The organism is Pantoea sp. At-9b (assembly GCF_000175935.2).
Classification (GTDB): domain Bacteria; phylum Pseudomonadota; class Gammaproteobacteria; order Enterobacterales; family Enterobacteriaceae; genus Pantoea.
The window spans coordinates 180,072-199,616 of record NC_014840.1 but is presented as its reverse complement, the minus strand read 5'-3'; the positions used below and the strand labels follow the sequence as shown (position 1 = coordinate 199,616).

19 protein-coding genes and 1 pseudogene are annotated in these 19,545 nt (G+C 51.9%); 13 read left to right on the top strand and 7 right to left on the bottom strand.

The features are described 5' to 3' along the window. Positions 1–41 precede the first annotated feature (41 nt). The 5 genes from PAT9B_RS29530 to ydfG are packed head-to-tail and all read left to right on the top strand — an operon-like array spanning position 42 to position 2,469. Complete coding sequence (locus PAT9B_RS29530; RefSeq protein ID WP_013512402.1) at positions 42–617, top strand: cupin domain-containing protein; 576 nt, start codon at positions 42–44, stop codon at positions 615–617. 26 nt (positions 618–643) lie between these two features. Then, complete coding sequence (locus PAT9B_RS26695; protein WP_013512401.1) at positions 644–937, top strand: putative quinol monooxygenase; 294 nt, start codon at positions 644–646, stop codon at positions 935–937. A 21-nt stretch (positions 938–958) separates the two neighbouring features. Beyond that, complete coding sequence (locus PAT9B_RS26690) at positions 959–1,507, top strand: YbhB/YbcL family Raf kinase inhibitor-like protein (RefSeq protein WP_013512400.1); 549 nt, start codon at positions 959–961, stop codon at positions 1,505–1,507. A gap of 9 nt (positions 1,508–1,516) precedes the next feature. After that, on the top strand, positions 1,517–1,702 hold the full coding sequence (locus PAT9B_RS26685; protein WP_013512399.1) for a tautomerase family protein: 186 nt from the start codon (positions 1,517–1,519) through the stop codon (positions 1,700–1,702). A gap of 17 nt (positions 1,703–1,719) precedes the next feature. Continuing rightward, positions 1,720–2,469 (top strand): bifunctional NADP-dependent 3-hydroxy acid dehydrogenase/3-hydroxypropionate dehydrogenase YdfG, encoded by a 750-nt coding sequence (gene ydfG / locus PAT9B_RS26680; protein ID WP_013512398.1) that lies wholly within the window; start codon positions 1,720–1,722, stop codon positions 2,467–2,469. Between the two features lie 61 nt (positions 2,470–2,530). Here the strand turns inward: ydfG and PAT9B_RS26675 are convergent, their stop codons facing one another. The 6 genes from PAT9B_RS26675 to PAT9B_RS26650 all read right to left on the bottom strand — a co-directional run bounded on the left by PAT9B_RS26675 (position 2,531) and on the right by PAT9B_RS26650 (position 10,437). Beyond that, complete coding sequence (locus PAT9B_RS26675) at positions 2,531–3,793, bottom strand: cytochrome c (protein WP_013512397.1); 1,263 nt, start codon at positions 3,791–3,793, stop codon at positions 2,531–2,533. A 10-nt stretch (positions 3,794–3,803) separates the two neighbouring features. Then, positions 3,804–5,573 (bottom strand): GMC family oxidoreductase, encoded by a 1,770-nt coding sequence (locus PAT9B_RS26670; protein WP_013512396.1) that lies wholly within the window; start codon positions 5,571–5,573, stop codon positions 3,804–3,806. A gap of 17 nt (positions 5,574–5,590) precedes the next feature. Beyond that, on the bottom strand, positions 5,591–6,319 hold the full coding sequence (locus tag PAT9B_RS26665) for a gluconate 2-dehydrogenase subunit 3 family protein (protein WP_013512395.1): 729 nt from the start codon (positions 6,317–6,319) through the stop codon (positions 5,591–5,593). A 438-nt stretch (positions 6,320–6,757) separates the two neighbouring features. Further along, the gene (locus PAT9B_RS26660; protein ID WP_013512394.1) at positions 6,758–8,017 is read right to left on the bottom strand and encodes a glycerate kinase; all 1,260 of its coding nucleotides are present in this window, start codon (positions 8,015–8,017) and stop codon (positions 6,758–6,760) included. 2 nt (positions 8,018–8,019) lie between these two features. Further along, on the bottom strand, positions 8,020–9,108 hold the full coding sequence (locus PAT9B_RS26655) for a tartrate dehydrogenase (RefSeq protein ID WP_013512393.1): 1,089 nt from the start codon (positions 9,106–9,108) through the stop codon (positions 8,020–8,022). A gap of 18 nt (positions 9,109–9,126) precedes the next feature. Continuing rightward, a complete protein-coding gene (locus PAT9B_RS26650; RefSeq protein ID WP_013512392.1) occupies positions 9,127–10,437 on the bottom strand; it encodes an MFS transporter in 1,311 nt (436 codons plus the stop codon). A gap of 130 nt (positions 10,438–10,567) precedes the next feature. On the opposite strand from PAT9B_RS26650, the gene PAT9B_RS26645 reads away from it, so the two are divergent. From PAT9B_RS26645 to PAT9B_RS30165, 6 genes and pseudogenes are all read left to right on the top strand, one after another. Then, on the top strand, positions 10,568–11,476 hold the full coding sequence (locus tag PAT9B_RS26645; protein WP_013512391.1) for a LysR family transcriptional regulator: 909 nt from the start codon (positions 10,568–10,570) through the stop codon (positions 11,474–11,476). A 384-nt stretch (positions 11,477–11,860) separates the two neighbouring features. Then, on the top strand, positions 11,861–13,156 hold the full coding sequence (locus PAT9B_RS26640) for an MFS transporter (protein ID WP_013512390.1): 1,296 nt from the start codon (positions 11,861–11,863) through the stop codon (positions 13,154–13,156). A 59-nt stretch (positions 13,157–13,215) separates the two neighbouring features. After that, the gene (gene ttdA / locus PAT9B_RS26635; protein ID WP_041526240.1) at positions 13,216–14,076 is read left to right on the top strand and encodes a L(+)-tartrate dehydratase subunit alpha; all 861 of its coding nucleotides are present in this window, start codon (positions 13,216–13,218) and stop codon (positions 14,074–14,076) included. Next, positions 14,073–14,681, top strand: a complete 609-nt coding sequence (ttdB, locus tag PAT9B_RS26630; protein ID WP_013512388.1) for a L(+)-tartrate dehydratase subunit beta — start codon at positions 14,073–14,075, stop codon at positions 14,679–14,681. The genes ttdA and ttdB overlap by 4 nt, the downstream gene beginning before the upstream one ends. 20 nt (positions 14,682–14,701) lie before the next feature. Continuing rightward, positions 14,702–15,556 (top strand): fumarylacetoacetate hydrolase family protein, encoded by an 855-nt coding sequence (locus tag PAT9B_RS26625; RefSeq protein ID WP_013512387.1) that lies wholly within the window; start codon positions 14,702–14,704, stop codon positions 15,554–15,556. Positions 15,557–15,651: 95 nt separating this feature from the next. Then, positions 15,652–15,756 (top strand): annotated as a pseudogene (locus PAT9B_RS30165) (ATP-binding cassette domain-containing protein); the annotation flags it as partial. 190 nt (positions 15,757–15,946) lie between these two features. Here PAT9B_RS30165 and PAT9B_RS26620 read toward each other — a convergent pair. Beyond that, positions 15,947–16,840: a GGDEF domain-containing protein gene (locus tag PAT9B_RS26620; protein ID WP_013512386.1), complete on the bottom strand. Its 894-nt coding sequence runs from the start codon at positions 16,838–16,840 to the stop codon at positions 15,947–15,949. Positions 16,841–17,383: 543 nt separating this feature from the next. On the opposite strand from PAT9B_RS26620, the gene PAT9B_RS26615 reads away from it, so the two are divergent. Both PAT9B_RS26615 and PAT9B_RS26610 read left to right on the top strand, forming a co-directional pair. After that, the gene (locus tag PAT9B_RS26615; protein WP_013512385.1) at positions 17,384–17,896 is read left to right on the top strand and encodes a GNAT family N-acetyltransferase; all 513 of its coding nucleotides are present in this window, start codon (positions 17,384–17,386) and stop codon (positions 17,894–17,896) included. Between the two features lie 27 nt (positions 17,897–17,923). Next, positions 17,924–19,540, top strand: a complete 1,617-nt coding sequence (locus PAT9B_RS26610; RefSeq protein ID WP_013512384.1) for an ABC transporter substrate-binding protein — start codon at positions 17,924–17,926, stop codon at positions 19,538–19,540. Positions 19,541–19,545: the final 5 nt, after the last annotated feature.

The window sequence follows — 19,545 nt, the reverse complement described above, 5'->3', positions numbered from 1 at the left end:
CTGTTCCGGTACCGGCAGACCACAATATTTCAGGAAGGGATATGGCTCACTTCACCCGACGCAACTTTTTGCAGCACTCGGCGTTACTGGCTTTCTTTTTACCCACTCTCGCCGTGCGGGCCGCAAACAGTGCAACCGCGATGCCGTTGCAACTGATCAATCAATGGCGTCTGTCAGCTGATGGGTGGGTGCCGAATAATCCCGCCTTACCTGTTATGCATTTCCGAACGACACAGCCTGAGACTGCCGCAGGCGGGTTGATTAAGGCTGGATGGTCGCAGCAATGGCAGGGAAAACCCTTCGCGTATCAGCATTTCCACAGCAGCACACATGTGATTTTTGTCGTGGTGGCAGGCAACGGTCAGTTGCAGATTGGTGGCGATAACGGCGAGGTGGTGCCAGCGAGGGTGGGTGATGTGATTTTTTTACCGGCGGGGACTGGCCAGCGCCTGCTGCAAAGCAGTCAGGATTTTTCGGTTCTGGCCTGCTATCCCGAGAGCAACAGCTGGGATGTCTGCCGATCGGCGATCAATGTGGAAACGCGGCAAAGAGCGTCAAATCACAGACTGGACAATCGTACCCGCCGATTTTTTAACAGCAGCATTACAGTGATTTAAATCATATTTATACGAGAGAAAGTCTGATGAGCGGAAATATTAAGCTGGTTATTGCCAAGTTTATTGCGCAGGAAGGAAAGGGGGAGGAATTATTTGACGCTATTGAACGCTGCATTGCTCCCAGTCGCGCCGAAGAGGGATGTATTCATTACGATGTTTATAAGAATACGCAAGATGAGAATATCTTTCTGATCCACGAAAAATGGCAAGGCGAACAGGCGATTCAATATCACTTCGAGCAAACCCATTTTAAACGCTTGATTGCTGACACTGATCCATTACTGGCTGCTGTACCCGATATTAAAAGCATCGATTTATAATTCAGAAGAAAGGAGAAAACCGTGTTATCACGCGTTCATGCAGGATTATTTGCAGGCCTGATGTTATGTTCTGCCGGGGCGTTGGCAGCGCCCTTTACGCTGCACTCAAATCAGTTCAACAATGCAGGAAAATTACCTGTTGCGATGGGTGGCGGTGGCCAGTGCCCGGGGCAAAACATTTCACCGCAGTTGAGCTGGCGTGGCGCACCTGCCAACACCAAAAGCTATGTGCTGCTGATTGAAGATCCGCAGGGGGCCAACGGCCTGGGCATGACCCATTTCCTTGGCTACGGCATCGACAGTAGCCGCCATCAATTTGCTAAAGGGGACTTGACCGGCGTTGTCGGCTATACCCCTGGCACCAATGGGAAGAATATTCAGGGTTATTCCGGTCCTTGCCCTCCGGTGAAGGGTGATATTCACAACTATAACTTCACCCTAATTGCGACTGATTATGCTCCTGATGCGCTGCAAAAAGGCCTGGTAAGAGATGCGGTAATGTTGCAACTGAAAGGTCACGTTCTGGCCTCAGCGGGTCTGGTCGGCCAGTTTATTATGCCAAAGCAATAAGGTGAGAACATGCCAGAAATTATTGTGCACATGGTGAGTGGTCGTACTCCAGAACAAAAGAAAAAACTGATGGATGGTATTTATCAGGCAGTGAAAGACGCGTTACCGGTTAAAGAGGAATACATTGTTATTTCGCTGATTGAAACGGACAAAGAACACAAGTCTCGCGGCGGTGTTTTATTTAAAGATCTCTAATTACCAGGACAGTAGTCATGCTTATTCTTATTACCGGAGCGACAGCCGGATTCGGCTGGGATTTGGCGCTGCGTTATGCGCAACATGGACACCGGGTGATCGCCACCGGACGGCGGCAGGAACGTCTTGATGACCTGAAAGCCATTGCCGGAGACAACATTTTCACCCTCAGGCTGGACGTCAGTGATTCACTGGCAGTGGATAGCCTGCTGGAACAATTGCCGCTGGCATGGCGGGATATTGACGTGCTGATTAATAACGCCGGTCTGGCTTTGGGGCTGGAACCTGCTCAGCAGGCCAATATGGATGACTGGAACCGGATGATAGACGTTAACGTCAAAGGTCTGGTGCATGTGACAAGGGTGGTTTTACCGGGGATGGTTGCACGCAATCGCGGGCATATTATCAATCTCGGCTCGACGGCGGGCAGCTGGCCGTATGCGGGTGGGAACGTCTATGGCGCGTCCAAGGCTTTCGTGCGGCAGTTCAGCCTGAATTTACGCACCGATTTAGCGGGTACGGCGGTGCGTGTCACCAATATTGAACCGGGGTTGGTCGGCGGGACGGAGTTCTCCAGCGTGCGGTTTAAGGGTGATGCCGGGCGCGTTGATCAGACTTATGCCAATACGCAACCCCTGTTGCCGGAAGATATCACCGAAGCCATTTGGTGGGTCAGCAATCTGCCTGCGCATGTGAATATCAATACGTTGGAAATGATGCCGGTTTGCCAGTCCTATGGCGGATTGCGGGTCTTTAAAGGCGAGTAAAAGACGGTTCATTGCTGAGTACCGTAGTGGCGCGATTTATCGCGCCACTACGGGGATTGCATTAAGGTTTAGCCAGACTTTCCCGTACCTTTTTCACCTCTTTAGCCGACACTGCCGGTGCATCGTTACTCCAGCCACTACGGACAAATGTTGCCAGTTGCGCCACCTGTTCGTCACTTAGCCGGGAGGCAAAGCCGGGCATTGCCATAACTGACGGTGCTTGCGGTGTTGAAGGGGTTTGCGCCCCTTGCAGGATGATGTTGATTAAACCGGTTGGGTTATCTGCCACCACCACATCACCCCCGTTCAAACGCGGGAAGATCCCTTTGGCCCCGTTACCATCAGTCCAGTGACAGGCTTCGCAGTTGTTCATATACAGCATCTGCCCGGGGTTCAGATTATGACCTTGGGTGAGAACATCGGCAGTCTTACGGGTTTCCTGCTCGGGATCAGCCCGACGATTGACGGCTGGAGTATCCGCAGGCAATGACTTGAGATACGCCGCAATCGCATGCAGATCCTGATCATTCATATGCTGCATACTGTGCTCCACCACACCGGTCATTTCCCCGCCAACGGAGGCAAAGTCATTACGACCTGTGGCGAGGTAATCAGTAATGTTCTGGATACTCCAGGTTGGCATACCGCGCAGTGAGGGCACAGGCCAGCCATTTAACTCTCCACCAGCGAGATACTTGTCACTGGATTCATTCAGTGCCTTCTCCTGCATGCCGATGCCCCTGGGGGTGTGGCAACTACCGCAGTGCCCCAGTGTTTCCACCAGATATTTACCGCGATTGATGTCGTCAGGGACGGAATGACGGGGTTCAAACGGCTTATCTTCGGTGAACGCAACATTCCAGAACCACATGCCCCAGCGCTGGCTAAACGGGAACATCAGTGACGTTTCCGGCGCTTTTTCAGCCACCGGTTTGACGCCTTGCATAAAATAGACATACAACGCGTGCATATCTTCATCGGTAATGCCGCGATAATCCGGGTAGGGCATCGCGGGATAGAGATGTTTACCATCGCGACGGATCCCCTTACGCACCGCATCCGCAAATTCCTGTTCGGTGTACTTGCCGATACCGGCTTCGGGATCAGGCGAAATATTGGTGGAATAGATCACCCCCATCGGGCTGGCAATCGCCAGGCCACCACCAAACGCTTTACCACCGGCAATGGAGTGACAGGCAGTGCAATCCCCGGCACGAGCCAGATATTCCCCTTTGGCGATAAGCGCGGCATCCTGATTATCAGCCGCCTGCGCGGCGGCGCTCATCAGGCCCGCCATCAGCAGATAACGCAGTTTTATTTTCATGGTTATCTCCTTATGCCTGCACCAGTGGACCGGGGTTTTTCAGATACTGCTCGCGAATGGCTTTTGCTGACCAGTACGCCAGCCCGGCCACCATCGCCGAGGGGTTGGCATAGAAGTTTTGCGGGAAGGCGTTGGCACCCATCACAAACACGTTGTGGACATCCCAGCTTTGCAGATAGCGGTTAAGCGCGGAGGTGCGTGGGTTATCGCCCATGATGGCACCCCCGGCGTTATGGGTGTTGACGTAGTTCGGCGAGCTGGCGAAATGGCTATCCATCTTCAAAATGTTGTGCGAGTACTGGGTTGGATTGAGGTGTTTGGTAATCGCCTCCATCTTCTCTTTCAGATACTGCAACATCCGCAGATCGTTCTGGACATAGTCATAAGTGACACGCAGCAGCGGCATGCCGAAACGGTCTTTGTACACCGGATCAAGGTCCAGATAGTTGCCACGCGTCGCCATATTGCTGGCTTCGAGCTTGACGCCCATCGAGTGACCGTAACTTTCCTTCAGTGCTTTTTTCCAGCCGCTACCCCATGACGGTGCGCCTTTCTTCACCGCTGCCGCCATTGGCGTGCCGGTGGGTTGTGAGCTGTAGATTTTCGCGCCGCCGATAAAACCCAGCGGAGCCGTGTCAATATTGCCGGTGCCATAGTCACTGATCACCGTGCCGGTTGGTCCGGCTGTCGCGAACGGGTTGAATTCAAGGTTATCGAAGAACAGGGTAAATCCGCCGCCGTACTGGTGGGTATAGTTACGGCCAATCACGCCTTCCTCGGTGATTGGGTTGTATGGCTGACCGATTGACGAGTTAAGTAACAGGCGCACATTGTTCAGGCCAAAGGTCGACAGAATGACGATGCTGGCGGGTTGGAACACCTCGTCGCCATTTTCATCAATGTACGTCACACCTGTCGCGGTTTTGCCGTCGGCATGTTTTTCTACCCGGATGACGTTGGCACGGGTTTTATAGTCGAAGTTTTTAAACTGCTTCAGGCGATCGAGGATCGCGGTTTGCGGCGAGGCTTTTGAATAGTTCAGGCATGAGTAAAACTGACAAAAGCCGCAGTAGTTGCAGGGGGCAATCTGCTGACCATAGGGGTTGGTATAAGGTACAGAAACCGCTGCCGAAGGCATCGAGTAAGGATGGAGTCCCATCTCCTGGGTGGCCTTGCGAAACATCGTCGCGTTGAGGCTATCTTCCAGTGGTTTGTTGGGGAAGGGGTTGGATCGCGCACCTTCAAACGGGTCGCCGCCCTGCTGGATCACGCCACGCAGGTTGCCAGTCTCACCGGAGGAGCCACACACGCGATCGAAGAAGTCCATATGCGGCTCGATCTCTTCCCAACTGACCGGGAAATCAGCAATGCGCAGTTCTTCATCCAGCTCACCCGCTTTGAAATGTTCGTCGGCGTAAGTTTTCATTTTAAGGTCGACAGGTGTAGGGCGGGTGATCATCCCGGTCCAGTGCAGACCGGCCCCGCCCACGCCATCGCCCAGACGGAAAGCGCCCAGTTCGCGCATCGGCAAGGCGGTTTCTGCGGCATTGTGGCGAACGGTGAAAGCCGCATCATGTGGGCTTTGCATGATTTTATGGCGCTTGGTGAAGGCCAGTTCATCGGCGGGTTTAGGATAGGCGTAATCGCTGTTGAGACGGTCTTCGCCACGCTCCAGCGCGCGCACTTTTAATCCGGCCTGGGCCAACTCAATACCCATAATTGAGCCAGCCCAGCCTAAACCGACGATGATGACATCGACGGCGTCATTGATCTTTTTCATTTGCTTTCCAGGAAGAATCAGGCTTGTTCGCCGCTAAGCGAGACCGGGCCAAGCGGATATTTAACGTTATGGATTTTTATCCATTGCGGGAAGCTGGCACGCGCACCAGGGAAATTAATCATTTTCCATGCCGCCATGTTTTTATTACCGCCGTATTGCGGATCGGCCAGATAGCCTTCTTTGGTATTTTCCAGTAGCCGGGTGAAGAAATACCCCGCGTTCAAATCGGCTTCGCCAAATTGCGCAAAATCAGCGACATTTTTTTGCAGTGCGGTTAACACGGCATCCTTAATTTTGTCTGGCAGGTCGCAGAAATTTTGGTTGTATTTGATACGCGTGTATTGATTGGTCAGTGAAATACCTTTGCGGTACAGCACCTGTAACGGGAAGGGCATTTGATAGCCGAACAGCAGGCTGGCATGGCTGTTAAATGGGCCATCCATATACCAGTCGTCACCCTTGCCATAAGGGGTCAGCATCTGCTTATCGATGAAAACCGGCACATGGGTTTCTAATGCGCCAGGGCCTTCCCTGTCCGCAGGGATCAAGCGGTCGCAGGCGGCCAGTATAAATTGCCACTCTTCTGCGGTGAAAAAAACGGGTTGATATTGTTTTAGCTCATCCGCAGTTGAGGGAACTGCGGCAAAGACACTGCTCACACCCCCTTTCATCCCGAATGAGGCGATACCAATCAGCGACCCAATAATAAAAGGACGCCTTCCAATACGACAGGGTTCATTTGCCATTTTTAATTTCAGTTTCTCGTTATAGTGCGAAAATTATTCACTTGCCTGGTGGGAGAACAACGCGCCATTGCTGTTAATGAATCAACGGATATATTTAAATAGCCTTAGAAATTCTGTTGCCGTTTTGTAACGGCGCATGATAGGCGCATTGGTAGCACGGGATCACGTCATCTGGTTTATATAAATTATTTAAATAATCCATATCGGGCTAGCGACCTGATTTATATGGAAAAACAACTATGTACCATAAGGTACATTTACACTTTGTTTTATCTCTACAATCCTGTGAAATGTTTTTGCATATTATTTATGCAAGGCACAGGCATATGGGCGTTAACAATTGATGGCTTTTCGAGCGGTGTTATTTAATGGATCACAATGAAGGTGATTGCAGCAATAACAGCTTTCCCGCATCGCCGGGAAAGCTGTGGAGGAAGGTCAGGCAATTAATATGGCCCGAATATCATTCACGTTGGTCAGGGTAGGGCCAGTGATCACCAGATCGCCAAGCGAGTGAAAATAGCTGTAGCTGTCATGTTCATCGAGATAGCGGGTGGCATTCAAACCATTTAACGTGCCACGGGTTAGCGTATCTGGCGCGATGATGGCTCCGGCAGCATCTTCCGTGCCGTCGATACCATCGCTATCACCGGCAATGGCCCAGATACCCCTTTCTCCCTGAAGAGCACAAGCCAGACTGAGCAGGAACTCGGTATTACGCCCGCCTTTGCCTGCCCGACCATTTGTCACGGTGACGGTGGTTTCCCCTCCTGACAACAACACCGCTGGCCCTTTAACCGGATGACCGTAGCGTTTCACCGAACGGGCAATACCCGCCATGACCACGGCAACCTGGCGGCTTTCGCCTTCAATGGCGTCACCGAGGATCAACGGGGTTAAGCCATGTTGACGCACCGCCGTCGCGGCCGCTGCAAGTGCTAATGCCGGGGTCGCAATCAACCGGGCTTCAGCCTGTCCAGTCGGCGGCAGTTCGCGCCGGGGCTGAGTGAGGACATAGCGCACCGGTTCTGCGACCGGAATGCCATAGCGTTCCAGTACTTTCAGCGCATCGCCTGGGGTACTGCTATCGGCGACCGTCGGGCCGGAGGCGACATCGGTGGGATTATCGCCAGGGACGTCACTGATAATCAGCGTGACCAGTCGTGCGGGTTGTGCCAGCACCGCCAGTTTGCCACCTTTCACCGCAGAAAGATGGCGACGCACCAGATTCATCTCCTTGATATTGGCCCCGCTATGCAACAACGCGCGGGTAATCGCCTGCTTATCGGCCAGAGTCAGCCCTGGGGCGGGGAGTGCCATCAGCGCCGAACCCCCACCGGAAATCAACGCCAGCACCAGGTCATCCGGGGTTAAGCCACGCAGGGATTCCACGATCAGCATCGCGGCGGTTTCACTCATGGCATCGGACACCGGATGGGCCGCCTCCAGAATGCGGATGCGCCCGGCAGGAACGGCGTGACCATAACGTGTCACCACCACACCACTGACATCCACATCCGGCCAGGCCGCGTCTACTGCTGCGGCCATCGCGGCAGAGGCTTTACCAGCACCAATGACCACACAACGACCTTTGGGTTTTTCAGGGAGTGCGGGGGGAATGACAGGCCCGGGACGGGCACTGTCAACAGCACGCTGAAAGATATCTTGCAGAATCTCTGCGGCCTGTGCATTTCTCATGATTATGCGGTCTCAGCGACGGTGGCCTTCGAGGTGATAAATTCAACCACAGCTTTGGTCACATCAGCTGTTTTTGCCGTGCCACCGACGTCCGGCGTCAGAATGCCTTGGGTGCAGGCATACTCGATACCTTCCATCACCAAGGCTGCGGCATCGTGTTCGCCAAGATGTTCAAGCATTTGCACCGCTGTCCAGAAGGTAGCGATCGGGTTGGCGATACCTTTGCCGGTGATGTCAAAGGCGGAACCGTGAATCGGTTCGAACATCGACGGGAAGCGATGCTCGGGGTCGATATTGGCGGTCGGGGCCACACCGAGACTGCCCGCCAGCGCACCGGCTAAGTCAGAGAGAATATCCGCGTGCAGGTTGGTGGCGACGATGGTGTCCAGACTCTGCGGATGTACCGTCATACGATGGGTCATCGCATCCACCAGCATCTTGTCCCATTTCACATCCGGGAATTCCTGTGCCACTTCTGCGGCGATCTCATCCCACATCACCATACCGTGGCGTTGAGCGTTAGATTTTGTCACCACGGTCAGCAGTTTGCGTGGGCGAGACTGTGCCAGCTTGAAGGCGTAACGCATGATGCGGGTCACCCCAACACGGGTGAAGATCGCCACTTCAGTACCGACCTCTTCAGGCAAACCACGGTGGGCACGACCGCCATTACCGGAGTATTCGCCTTCTGAGTTTTCGCGCACGATCACCCAATCCAGATCGCCCGGACCACGATTACGCAATGGCGAAGTCACACCCGGCAGGATTTTGGTGGGACGCACGTTTGCGTACTGGTCAAAGCCCTGACAGATCGGCAGACGTAAACCCCACAGCGTGATGTGATCCGGCACATCTGGTGCGCCAACCGCGCCGAAGTAGATCGCATCGAATTTCTTCAGCGTTTGCAGACCGTCCTCCGGCATCATCACACCGTGCTTTTTGTAGTAATCCGAGCCCCAGTCGAAGGTCTCAATATCAAATTTCAGCTGTGGATTCTGGCGCTCCAGCGCATGGAGCACTTCAACACCGGCCGAAATCACTTCAGGACCGATACCGTCCGCAGGAATGGCGGCAATTGAGTAGTTACGCATGTTATTTCTCCTGTGAAATCAATGTGTATGAGGGTGTGGAATATCGACTGTCTGCGGTTTATTCGCCTGCGCAGACAGAATCAAAACAATCAGGGCCGACAGGGCGAGCAGACCGGCAACGAAGTAAAGTCCCCAGGTATAACTGCCGGTCTGTTGGCGGATCACGCCGATCATCATCGGGCCTACAAAGCCACCGAGGTTGCCGATCGAGTTGATGGTGGCGATGCCGGCGGCCGCAGCCGGGCCGCTGAGGAACAGCGTTGGCATGCTCCACAGCGGGGGTTTAGAGGCGCTGATCCCGACGGTCACCAGGGTGAGTGCGATGATGACTGCCAGCAGCGTGCTGGCATTACCGGCGTAAATCAGTCCGGCGGCAGCGAGCAGACAGGCCGCAATCACGTGCCAGCTGCGTTCATTTTTGCGGTCAGAATGGCGCGCCCACAGAATCATGCCGATAACCCCGACCACTGCCGGGAAGGCGTTAAGAAAGCCGATTTCCATTGAGGATGCGCCGAAGCTATGGATGATTTGCGGTGACCAGATTCCGAGGGTGTAAAGCCCGGCGGATGTGCCGAAATAAACCAGCGCCAGCGCTAACACCCGCTTATCAGCCAGCCCACGCCAGGCGCTGCTGTGGTGCTGCTTTGCCGCACGCGCCAGTTCTTCTGCCTGCATGGTACTTTGCAGCCACTCACGTTCCTCTTCGCTTAGCCATTTCGCTTTTGCCGGACGGTCAGTGAGGAAGAACAACACCACGATGCCAAACACCACGGCAGGAATGGCTTCCAGCACAAACATCCATTGCCAGCCGGCGTAGCCCAGCAGGCCGTGCATCTCAAGCAGGGCTGCGGAAATCGGCGACCCCAGCGCGGTGGAGAGGGGAGCGGCCGCCATAAAGATCGCCGTGACCTGTGCGCGTTTCGCTGCCGGAAACCAGTAGCTGAGATAGAGAATGATGCCTGGGAAGAACCCGGCCTCGGCGACACCGAGCAGGAAGCGCAGGGTGTAGAAGCTGGTGGTGCCCTGGACAAACGCCATGCAGCCTGACACCAAACCCCAGCTGATCATCACGCGGGCGATCCAGATGCGTGCGCCCACCTTATGCAGTATTAAATTTGAGGGCACTTCGAAGAGAAAATAGCCAAGGAAAAAGATCCCGGCACCCAGACCAAATACGGTAGGGGAGAAACCTAAATCCTGATTCATGGTTAATGCCGCAAAACCAATGTTTACGCGATCGAGAAATGCGATGAAGTAGAGCAGCATGATGAAAGGGACAATGCGCAACGTCACTTTACGCATCACCCTTTTTTCGAGGTGATTATTCATATTAAAGTGCTCCAGATTGTGTAGGGGTGTGTTATTTTTTTGTAATCGAGTTCAGTATGCAGTTTTGGATCAACAGATCATTAATGTGCGATTATATAAATTATTTGAATAATGCTTTGGCGAGGAAAATGTGGATATAAATCAATTGCGTTGTTTTGTCGCCGTGGGCAAAGAGTTACATTTCGGGCGGGCAGCCCAAAGAATGGAAATGATGCCTGCGTCACTTTCTCGCTTCATTCGATTACTCGAAGAGGACCTCGGGGTCCGGCTTTTAAATCGATCAACACGCAATGTTTCGCTCACTGCTGAGGGTGCCATTTTTTTTGACGAAGCTAACAAAATCATCGATCAGTTTGATGCTCTGGCAATACGCTTTAAAGTTGGATTAAAAGATGAGCGTCGGACGTTAAGAATTGGTGCGATTGACAGTGCCGCGCGCGGATTAGTCCCGGCGCTATTGAACCGGTTTGTTCCGACGCATCCCAATACCGATATTCATATCATTGAAGATAAAACCATCAACCTGCTGCCTAAATTAAAATCGGGCTGGCTGGATATGATTTTTTTTCGCGCGCCGCAAATCATCGATGCATCCATTTCCGTGCGTTTTATTACGCGCGAAAGTTGCGTACTGGCGGTCCCGGCGAATCATCCGCTGGCCGATCGTAGCGCTGTATCATTAGATGATTTCAAGCATGAAGCCATGATCATCCCGGAAAGACGCACCCGGCCACATAGCCATGATCTGACCATGAGCATCTATAAATTGGCGGGACTGACGCCGATGATTGCGCAATTTGCTGAGGAAAAACAGACCATTTTAAGTCTGGTGGCTGCCGGTCTTGGACTGGCGGTGGTGCCTGCGTCTTACCGCAACATGAACAGCGAAAATGTGGCCTATATTGACCTGCAATTAGATGAAAATATTAAAGGTCTGCCGTTGAGCATTGCCTGGCAGAAAGGCAATGAAGATGAGTATTTAAGGGATATGCTGAAGTTGCTGACCGATAATAAGCGGGAACTCACCGAGAAACTATGATGTTTTGCGGGCGCAGACGGGCAGCCGCCTGTCTGCAAAGATATTGATGTGATGAGAATCAATCTTATTTAATCCCCTTTTCATTCAGTACCACTCCCGATCATAATTTGAATGCGATCACACTTCTGACTATTTCCTCTGCGCGTAATTGTTTCTTAATCGTGTGATTAAGTTTGTCTCGCTGTAAAAATAAATAATTATCACCTGATTTAAGTGATCCAGGTCAATCAAAATGCTCTCAGGTGATGGCTTTTGGATTATGTGAATTATTTATATAACCAAGGCGCAATGATTGCATAAGTTTAATTCATTATAGTTTTTCCAGCACAACCTAAAGAACAGTCCGTAACCTACTTTACGATAATATTTATAAGGCTGGAAAATATGAGTAATGATATTGAACATCTCACGTTGAGGAAAATAACGTGGCGTATCGTCCCTTTTGTAATGTTTGCCTACTTCATTGCCTTTTTTGATCGAATAAATATTGGTTTTGCGGCATTAACCATGAATCAGGATTTGGGCTTTTCTTCTTCGGTTTTTGGTCTGGGTGCCGGGTTATTTTTTGTGGGGTATTTTATTACCGATGTTCCTTCAAATGTTATTTTGCAAAAGGTTGGCCCGCGTATCTGGCTGGCCCGCATTATGATTAGCTGGGGTGTGATTGCCGCCTGCATGATGTTTGTGACAAGTGCCAGCGGATTCTATTTATTACGTTTCCTGTTGGGGGTGGCGGAAGCCGGATTTTTCTCCGGTATCATCCTGTATCTGAGCACTTGGTTCCCGATAAAACGTCGTGCGCAGGTCATTGCCTTTTTTATGGCGGCAGCACCGATCTCCGCCATGCTTGGCTCGCCGCTGGCGGCCAGTATTCTCAGCATGCACGGTGCGCTGGGCCTGAAAGGCTGGCAGTTAATGTTTTTGCTGGACGCGATTGCCGCCATCCTGCTCGGTATTTTTACCTTCTTTTATCTGAATGATCGGCCGGAAAAAAATAACTGGCTGGATAAGCGCGAGACCGCATGGTTAATCACCACCCTCGAACAGGAAGGCAAGAATAAAGCGCCGGGAGAAAAAACCAGCCTGTGGAAAGGGCTGTCCGATATTCGTGTGTTGACGCTGGCTATCGTTTATTTCGGCACTTCGGCGGGGCTGTATTCTCTCAACATCTGGTCCCCGCAATTTCTTAAATCCTTTGGCCTGACCACGCTGCAAACCGGTTTTATCAATGCGCTGCCCGCCGCGTTGTCGATTATTGCGATGATCAGCTGGGCGAAACACTCAGACAAAACTCATGAACGCACCTGGCATGTGGTGTCAGCCTGTTTACTGGCATGCGTCGGTTTCATTCTGGCCGGTTCGGTGCACAGCTTAACGTTGGCGGTGGTGGCTCTGGTTATGGCCAGCGTCGGTATCTCGTCCTGTAAACCGCCGCTGTGGAGCATTCCTTCGCTATTTCTGAAAGGCCCGGCAGCCGCAGCCGGACTGGCAGCGATCAATTCAATTGGCAACCTTGGTGGTTTTGCCGGGCCAGCGATTATTGGCTGGCTGAAAGAAACCACTGGCAGCTTTTCGCTTGCGATGTATTGCGTGGCGGGAATGTTGCTGCTGTCGGCCATCCTGACCCTTTCTTTGCAAATTAACCGCAAACGGGAAGCGGTGAACAATTCCCTTGCCTGAATTCTTGTCGGAGAACCCTTGTGAGCACATTAAATGCTGTTGAAAACCTGACGGACATCATGACCCGATTCACGGGCTACGTCGGTAAACGTCTGCCTACGGACGTGATGAAAAAACTGGAAGCGCTGCGTGAGCAGGAGACGGCCCCTTTAGCCTGCGCCGTTTATGACTCGATGTTTGAAAACCAGAAACGTGCAGATGAACTGGACCGCCCGTCCTGCCAGGACACCGGCGTGATTCAATACTTTATTACGGCGGGTGCGCGTTTTCCTTACCTCGGTGAACTTGAGGAGGTGCTGCGGAGCGCCACTTTGGCCGCGACACGGAAGGCACCTTTGCGTCATAACGCGGTGGAAACCTTTGTCGAAAAGAATACCGGGACCAATACCGGTTCGCGCGTGCCCTGGCTGGACTGGGAAATCATTCCAGAGGACGACGGCTGCACCATTGAAGTGTATATGGCAGGGGGTGGTTGCTCGTTACCCGGCGCGGCTAAAGTGCTGATGCCCGGTCAGGGCTATGAAGGGGTGAACCAGTTCGTGTTTGACGTCATCACCTCCTACGGCATCAATGCCTGTCCGCCGCTGCTGGTGGGTGTAGGGGTGTCCACCTCGGTAGAGACCGCAGCACGGCTGTCGAAAAAAGCCATCCTGCGCCCGGTCGACTCATGCCATCCCAATGCTGATGCGGCAAAAATGGAAAGGTTGCTGGAAGCGGGCCTGAACCAGGTCGGACTGGGACCTCAGGGGCTGGGCGGCAATGCGTCGGTGATGGGCGTCAATATTGAATCCTCGGCGCGCCATCCTTCCACCATCGGTGTCGCGGTATCGACCGGCTGCTGGGCGCATCGACGTGGAGCCATCCGTTTCTCTGCTGATTTGTCGTATGAAATTCTGTCTCACAAGGGGGCGGTACTGTGAAAAAAATTCTGACAACACCGATTAAAGACGAAGATTTACTGGCATTAAAACCCGGCGAGGTGGTTTACCTGACCGGGACGCTGGTGACCTGCCGCGATGTGGCGCACCGTCGTTTGATTGAACTGGGCCGTGAACTTCCGGTGGATCTGCGTGGCCTCGCCATCTTCCATGCTGGGCCGATCGTCGTCGAACAAGGGGACAACCAGTTCCAGATGATCTCAATTGGCCCGACGACCAGTATGCGTATGGAAAAATTCGAAAAAGAATTTATTGAGAAAACCGGTGTGAAGCTGATCGTCGGCAAAGGCGGCATGGGGCCCAATACCGAGCAGGGATGCCGTGAGCATAAAGCGGTACATGCGATATTCCCCGGCGGTTGTGCGGTGTTGGCGGCCACCTGCGTAGAAGAAATTGAGGATGCGCAGTGGCGGGATTTAGGTATGCCAGAGACGTTATGGGTATGCCGGGTGAAAGAATTTGGCCCACTGATCATTTCAATTGATACGGAAGGCAACAACCTGATCGAAGGTAATAAGCAGGTTTATAATGAGCGGAAATTGCCCATTATTGAAGAGATTAACCAGCAGGTTAAATTTATTAAATAGCCTGATGGCTGAGGGTTTATATGAAACTGTTGAGTTTTATTCATCCCAATAGTGGAAAAAGAACGTGGGGATATCATCAGAATGATCAAGTTTATGATTTGGGTCGTCATTGCCCGGATTTAAAAACCGCCTTGATGAGTAATTTTCTGCACGATATGCACCCCGTTGATGGGCAATTTCCGGCGTTTCCCTTGGCTGAAATCACCTTTCTGCCGGTGATCGACAACCCGGGTAAAATATTCTGTGTGGGTATGAACTATCAGGATAAACGTATTGAGTTTGAACAAACCATTGATGCTCCGACGTTGTTCGTGCGTTTTCCAGATTCGCTGACAGCCCACAGTACCGAGTTGTGCAAGCCGGAGAGCAGCGATGAATTTGATTATGAAGGTGAGTTAGCGGTCATAATTGGCAAGCATGCCAGTAATGTGAGCCGAAACAACGCGCTGGAGTATGTGGCTGGCTACAGCTGCTTTATGGATGGTTCGGTGCGTGATATGCAGTACACCTGGTTCACCTCGGGGAAAAACTGGCAGAGAACCGGGGCATTTGGCCCTTGGATGGTGACCAGCGATGAAATTGCAAATCCTCAGACGCTGTCTATCAATACCTGGCTGAACGGGCAACGGGTGCAACACGACTCAACGCAAAATATGGTGCGTTCTGTGGCAGAGCTTATTGCTTATATCTCTCGTTTCAGCCCTCTTAATCCAGGGGATGTGATTATTACGGGATCGCCGGGCGGTGTGGGTAAGAAACGCAACCCACCGTTATTTATGCAAGAGGGTGATACGATCGAAGTTGAAATCAGCGGGATAGGGCGTTTATCGAATCGAGTAGCGGGTTTGAGGGCGATTCAGTCACTTAATTCGTAGTCATAGACAATATAAACACCACGACGAACTCACGTTAACCCAAGCTGTGTGAGTTCGTCGCTATCATGGTGCAGGCATTCGTGTGTAGTGCCTTACCCTATCAGTTCTCAGGCGACCAACGTCAACGCATCTGCATCGCACGGGCGCTGGCCGTACAGCCCCAGGTGATCATTGCTGATGAATCTGTCTCGGCGCTGGATCAGACCGCCAGCCGATACCGCGCTCAGCAATCATCATTCACAGGCATGACCTGGCAGATATACCGTTGCTTGAAACTTTTCTTCTCTGGTCAGCGGCATTGTTTCATTTTTCTTTGCCATGAAGAAATATTTGCTTGTCACTGAAGGTTTAGGAAAAGCCTTATTATCCGTGAGTTGTGCTTAACTGATTTTATTTGGCGGCGTGGTAGGTGATCCTATTTTTTCCATGTCTTTTTGAGTCGTATAATGCGCAGTCGGCAGCTGATAATGCCGATGATGTAGTTTGTTGCTCCTTTTTCACGGCAACACCGAAACTAAATGTGACAGGATGATTATCAATTGAAATAGCCGAAAGCGCGTGTTTTATTTCCTCAATGCACTCCTTTGATTGACCATCACCTGTCAGGATGATGGAGAACTCTTCTCCACCGGAACGCGCGATAAACGTTTTATCATTAATGAAATGGCGGAGTATATTTCCAGTCTGTTTGAGCACGCTGTCACCGACTTCATGCCCGTATGTATCATTTATCTTTTTAAAATCATCGATATCCATGATGCAAAACATGCCTGCAATCTGTTCGGTATCACGTAATTTCATATTCATATGCCGTCGGTTAGGAAGACGGGTAAGCTCATCTGTTAGCGACAAGCCTACCGCTGATCTGTACCGTTCATTGACAAAGTAGATAAATCTATTAAATGAGTGAATAAACAATAAGATGGCGGGTGCGTAGAGTACCGCTGCGATGAGAGATGTCATGTCGCGATCTATGACTTTCAGGCCTCCTGCGGTAGACGCCAGTGTAGAATTGAGGAGGAGGAAAAGCCCTATTCTGAATGTGGCCAGATGCCTGTCTTGCGAGAGAATATTGAATGACTTCCTGATAAACCAGGTGAGCAAAAAAACCGTTAGGAAGTTAATTATAAAGTAAATGTTGACATTCAATGTGCCGGTTTTGAGTTTTGCTGCTGCAATTATCACCAGCACTAAGGTGAATGCATAGGAAATTATCATCCTGTACAGAAGACCTTTTGGACTACCGACTTCATGAATTAATTTGCTGTGTAATCTGAAGGGCATTTATGTTACCTGTGCTAAGCCATCACGCCTTTAACTTATAACATTAAATGTGTTTGATAAAGCTATAGATGTGAATAGCCTGATAAGAGATTTTTGTTTTTTCAAAACCACTTAAGGCGAGTAAGATAAATAATGCAGAGGTAGCTCAGGTGATAAGAACATCCAATATAATGTGACTTATAACCGGATGGCGATGGCAGGGTCGCGATTGGCTTCAGAGACAGGGGTTTTGGGCCGTCACGCTCGGGATAAACGTCCTGGTTAAACGTCAGGGGGCAGAATGAGCCGCTGGGGGTGTTTCTTTCTATCTGGAACTGATGCCTTGCAGACATCATGGATGCCAGTAGTAAAATCCGCCCGTATTCCCTCCTGATGTTCAAAACCAGAAGAAGAGAAGATTACTCATTACCTTATGCGTTATTTTTATATCATCACTTCCCGTCTGATTCCCACATTTTAACAAACCATTCTCATTCTTTTCATTTTACTTTACACAGGTGGATTTTGATAATTTCCCCATGATTTAACATGGAAGCGGAAATAATGAGTCAGTCCATCCTGGTGGCAACCCCCGACGACGCGGAAGAGGTTTTTGCATTATTACAACGCGCTTATGCCTCACTGGTGGCACTGGATGTCCATTTCACCATTTCCAGGGGCAATGTCGATCAGGTGCGGCGCACCATTGAGCAGGAAACGGTGCTGGTGCTGCGCAAGTGGAAACGGGCCGTGGCGACGCTGACCGTGCGTTTCCCGTGGCAACAGGATGACAATGCCCCTTCATCACTGCCCTTTATTCATTGGTTTGCCGTCGACCCGGATTTTAAGGGCCAGGGCTATGGACGGGAAATAATTAACTGGGCCGAAGAAATATTGCTGAAAGAGACATTAAAAGCACCGGGTGTTTATTTGGCGACCGCAACAAAACATCCCTGGTTGAGCGATCTCTATCTGCGTCGCGGCTATCAACCTTTTTATCATCGCACCAATCCATTAGGTGAAGCATTGGTTTTTCTGAAAAAGGAATTTAATACCGGTGCCGCAACCTCACATTAAAAAACACCTGCAACCATGAAGGGTAATATGAAAGCGAATGCCTTGACTCTCGCGCTGGGTCTCTCTTGCCTGCTGGGAAGTGCATCCCATACTTTTGCCGCCGAGCAACCGCGTAGCGGCGGCAGTTTGACTTATGGGGTTGAAACCGAGCCCGTACCGTTCAATCCCCAGCTCAATGGCCAGTCGAAAGCAGAAGTAGTGCTGCGTAACGTCTGGGAATCGTTGTTGGCGCGTCGTAATGATGGCAGCTTTGTGCCCTGGCTGGCGGAAAGTTATGAGGCCAGCCCGGACGGTAAAAGCTACCGTTTTAACCTGCGGCGTGACGTGACGTTCTCAAACGGCGAAAAGCTTGATGCCAGTGCGGTGGCGGAGAACTTCCGGCATTTGCAGGACGCGGCCTATTGTGCCGGTAGTAGCCTGTGCGCTATCGGCGCACGTATCGCCACCATCAGCACCCCGGACGATCATACGGTCGCTATCACCCTGAAGCAGGGTTATTCACCGTTCCTCGCCTTCGCCGCTAAGTTACAAATCCTCGCTCCGGCCAGTTGGCACTCATCGCAGCTCAAAGCGGGCGGCAAGGAAATCGCCGGGACCGGTCCCTTTATTCTGGAAAGCTACGAGAAAGGCCAACAGGTTACCTTCGTCAGAAATCCCCACTACAACTGGGCACCCGCCACCGCGAACCATCAGGGAGCGGCGTATCTCGACCGTGTCACCTACCGATTCTTGCCGGAATCGTCAGTGCGTACCGGGGCATTGCTGTCCGGCCAGGTGGATGTGATTGAAGGGATCTCCGGTAACGATGCCGGTGAGTTTAAAGACAGCAGTGATTTCACCTACCAGCACGCATTAAATACCGGCACGCCGTATTCACTGTTCCTTAACGTGGAGTATGGACCGACGCAAGATGTGAAGGTGCGTCAGGCACTGTTACAGGGTCTGGATATCGATCCGACCCTCAAATCGGTGTATCGCGGTGAGCGCACCCGCGCCTGGGGCATCACCTCACCGATTGATCCGCTCTACAACAACGATCTGGAAGAAAAATATGGCAACAATCCGGCGGCTGCCAACGCCTTGCTCGATGACGCGGGCTGGAAAACGCGCGATGCCGACGGTTTCCGCACCAAAGACGGCCAGCGTCTGAGTATTGAGGTGATCCAGGCGCAGGCGACGGTGCGTGACCAGCGTGATGTGTTGTTGCAGGCCATTCAGGCACAGGCCCGCCAGCGTCTGGGCGTGGAGTTGAAGCTGCGTTATGTCGATTCCGGCACTTACGTTGAGGTGCGCAATACCGGCAAGTTTGGCTCGATTGCCAACTCCAACACGGAGACCGATGGCATCGATATCGAAAACCACTACCGCCCGGTAAAAGCCGGTGGGCCGATTAACTACAGCCGCGTCAACAGCCCGGAAATCAACGGCTGGCTCGACCAGGCTGCTGCCACGCTGGATATCAATCAGCGCCGTAAATTCTACAGCCAGCTCCAGCAATATGCTCTGCCGCAGCAGGCGTTGGCGGTGCCGTTGTATGAACCGGAAGACCAGATTGCGGCGGCCAGTTATGTGCACGGTGTCGGGTTCCGCAGTTTTAAACAGATGCCGGAAAACGTCTACGACGTCTGGCTGAGCGAACACTAATACGT

What these genes read in the sequence shown, in the direction of transcription:
- PAT9B_RS26660 (WP_013512394.1), bottom strand. Translation starts at nt 8,017, where the DNA reads ATGAGAAATGCACAGGCCGCAGAGATTCTGCAAGATATCTTTCAGCGT.
- ydfG (WP_013512398.1), top strand. Translation starts at nt 1,720, where the DNA reads ATGCTTATTCTTATTACCGGAGCGACAGCCGGATTCGGCTGGGATTTG.
- PAT9B_RS26650 (WP_013512392.1), bottom strand. Translation starts at nt 10,437, where the DNA reads ATGAATAATCACCTCGAAAAAAGGGTGATGCGTAAAGTGACGTTGCGC.
- PAT9B_RS26670 (WP_013512396.1), bottom strand. Translation starts at nt 5,573, where the DNA reads ATGAAAAAGATCAATGACGCCGTCGATGTCATCATCGTCGGTTTAGGC.
- ttdA (WP_041526240.1), top strand. Translation starts at nt 13,216, where the DNA reads ATGACCCGATTCACGGGCTACGTCGGTAAACGTCTGCCTACGGACGTG.
- PAT9B_RS26675 (WP_013512397.1), bottom strand. Translation starts at nt 3,793, where the DNA reads ATGAAAATAAAACTGCGTTATCTGCTGATGGCGGGCCTGATGAGCGCC.
- PAT9B_RS26620 (WP_013512386.1), bottom strand. Translation starts at nt 16,840, where the DNA reads ATGCCCTTCAGATTACACAGCAAATTAATTCATGAAGTCGGTAGTCCA.
- PAT9B_RS26695 (WP_013512401.1), top strand. Translation starts at nt 644, where the DNA reads ATGAGCGGAAATATTAAGCTGGTTATTGCCAAGTTTATTGCGCAGGAA.
- PAT9B_RS26665 (WP_013512395.1), bottom strand. Translation starts at nt 6,319, where the DNA reads ATGGCAAATGAACCCTGTCGTATTGGAAGGCGTCCTTTTATTATTGGG.
- PAT9B_RS26625 (WP_013512387.1), top strand. Translation starts at nt 14,702, where the DNA reads ATGAAACTGTTGAGTTTTATTCATCCCAATAGTGGAAAAAGAACGTGG.
- PAT9B_RS26655 (WP_013512393.1), bottom strand. Translation starts at nt 9,108, where the DNA reads ATGCGTAACTACTCAATTGCCGCCATTCCTGCGGACGGTATCGGTCCT.
- PAT9B_RS26640 (WP_013512390.1), top strand. Translation starts at nt 11,861, where the DNA reads ATGAGTAATGATATTGAACATCTCACGTTGAGGAAAATAACGTGGCGT.
- PAT9B_RS26615 (WP_013512385.1), top strand. Translation starts at nt 17,384, where the DNA reads ATGAGTCAGTCCATCCTGGTGGCAACCCCCGACGACGCGGAAGAGGTT.
- PAT9B_RS26685 (WP_013512399.1), top strand. Translation starts at nt 1,517, where the DNA reads ATGCCAGAAATTATTGTGCACATGGTGAGTGGTCGTACTCCAGAACAA.
- PAT9B_RS29530 (WP_013512402.1), top strand. Translation starts at nt 42, where the DNA reads ATGGCTCACTTCACCCGACGCAACTTTTTGCAGCACTCGGCGTTACTG.
- PAT9B_RS26610 (WP_013512384.1), top strand. Translation starts at nt 17,924, where the DNA reads ATGAAAGCGAATGCCTTGACTCTCGCGCTGGGTCTCTCTTGCCTGCTG.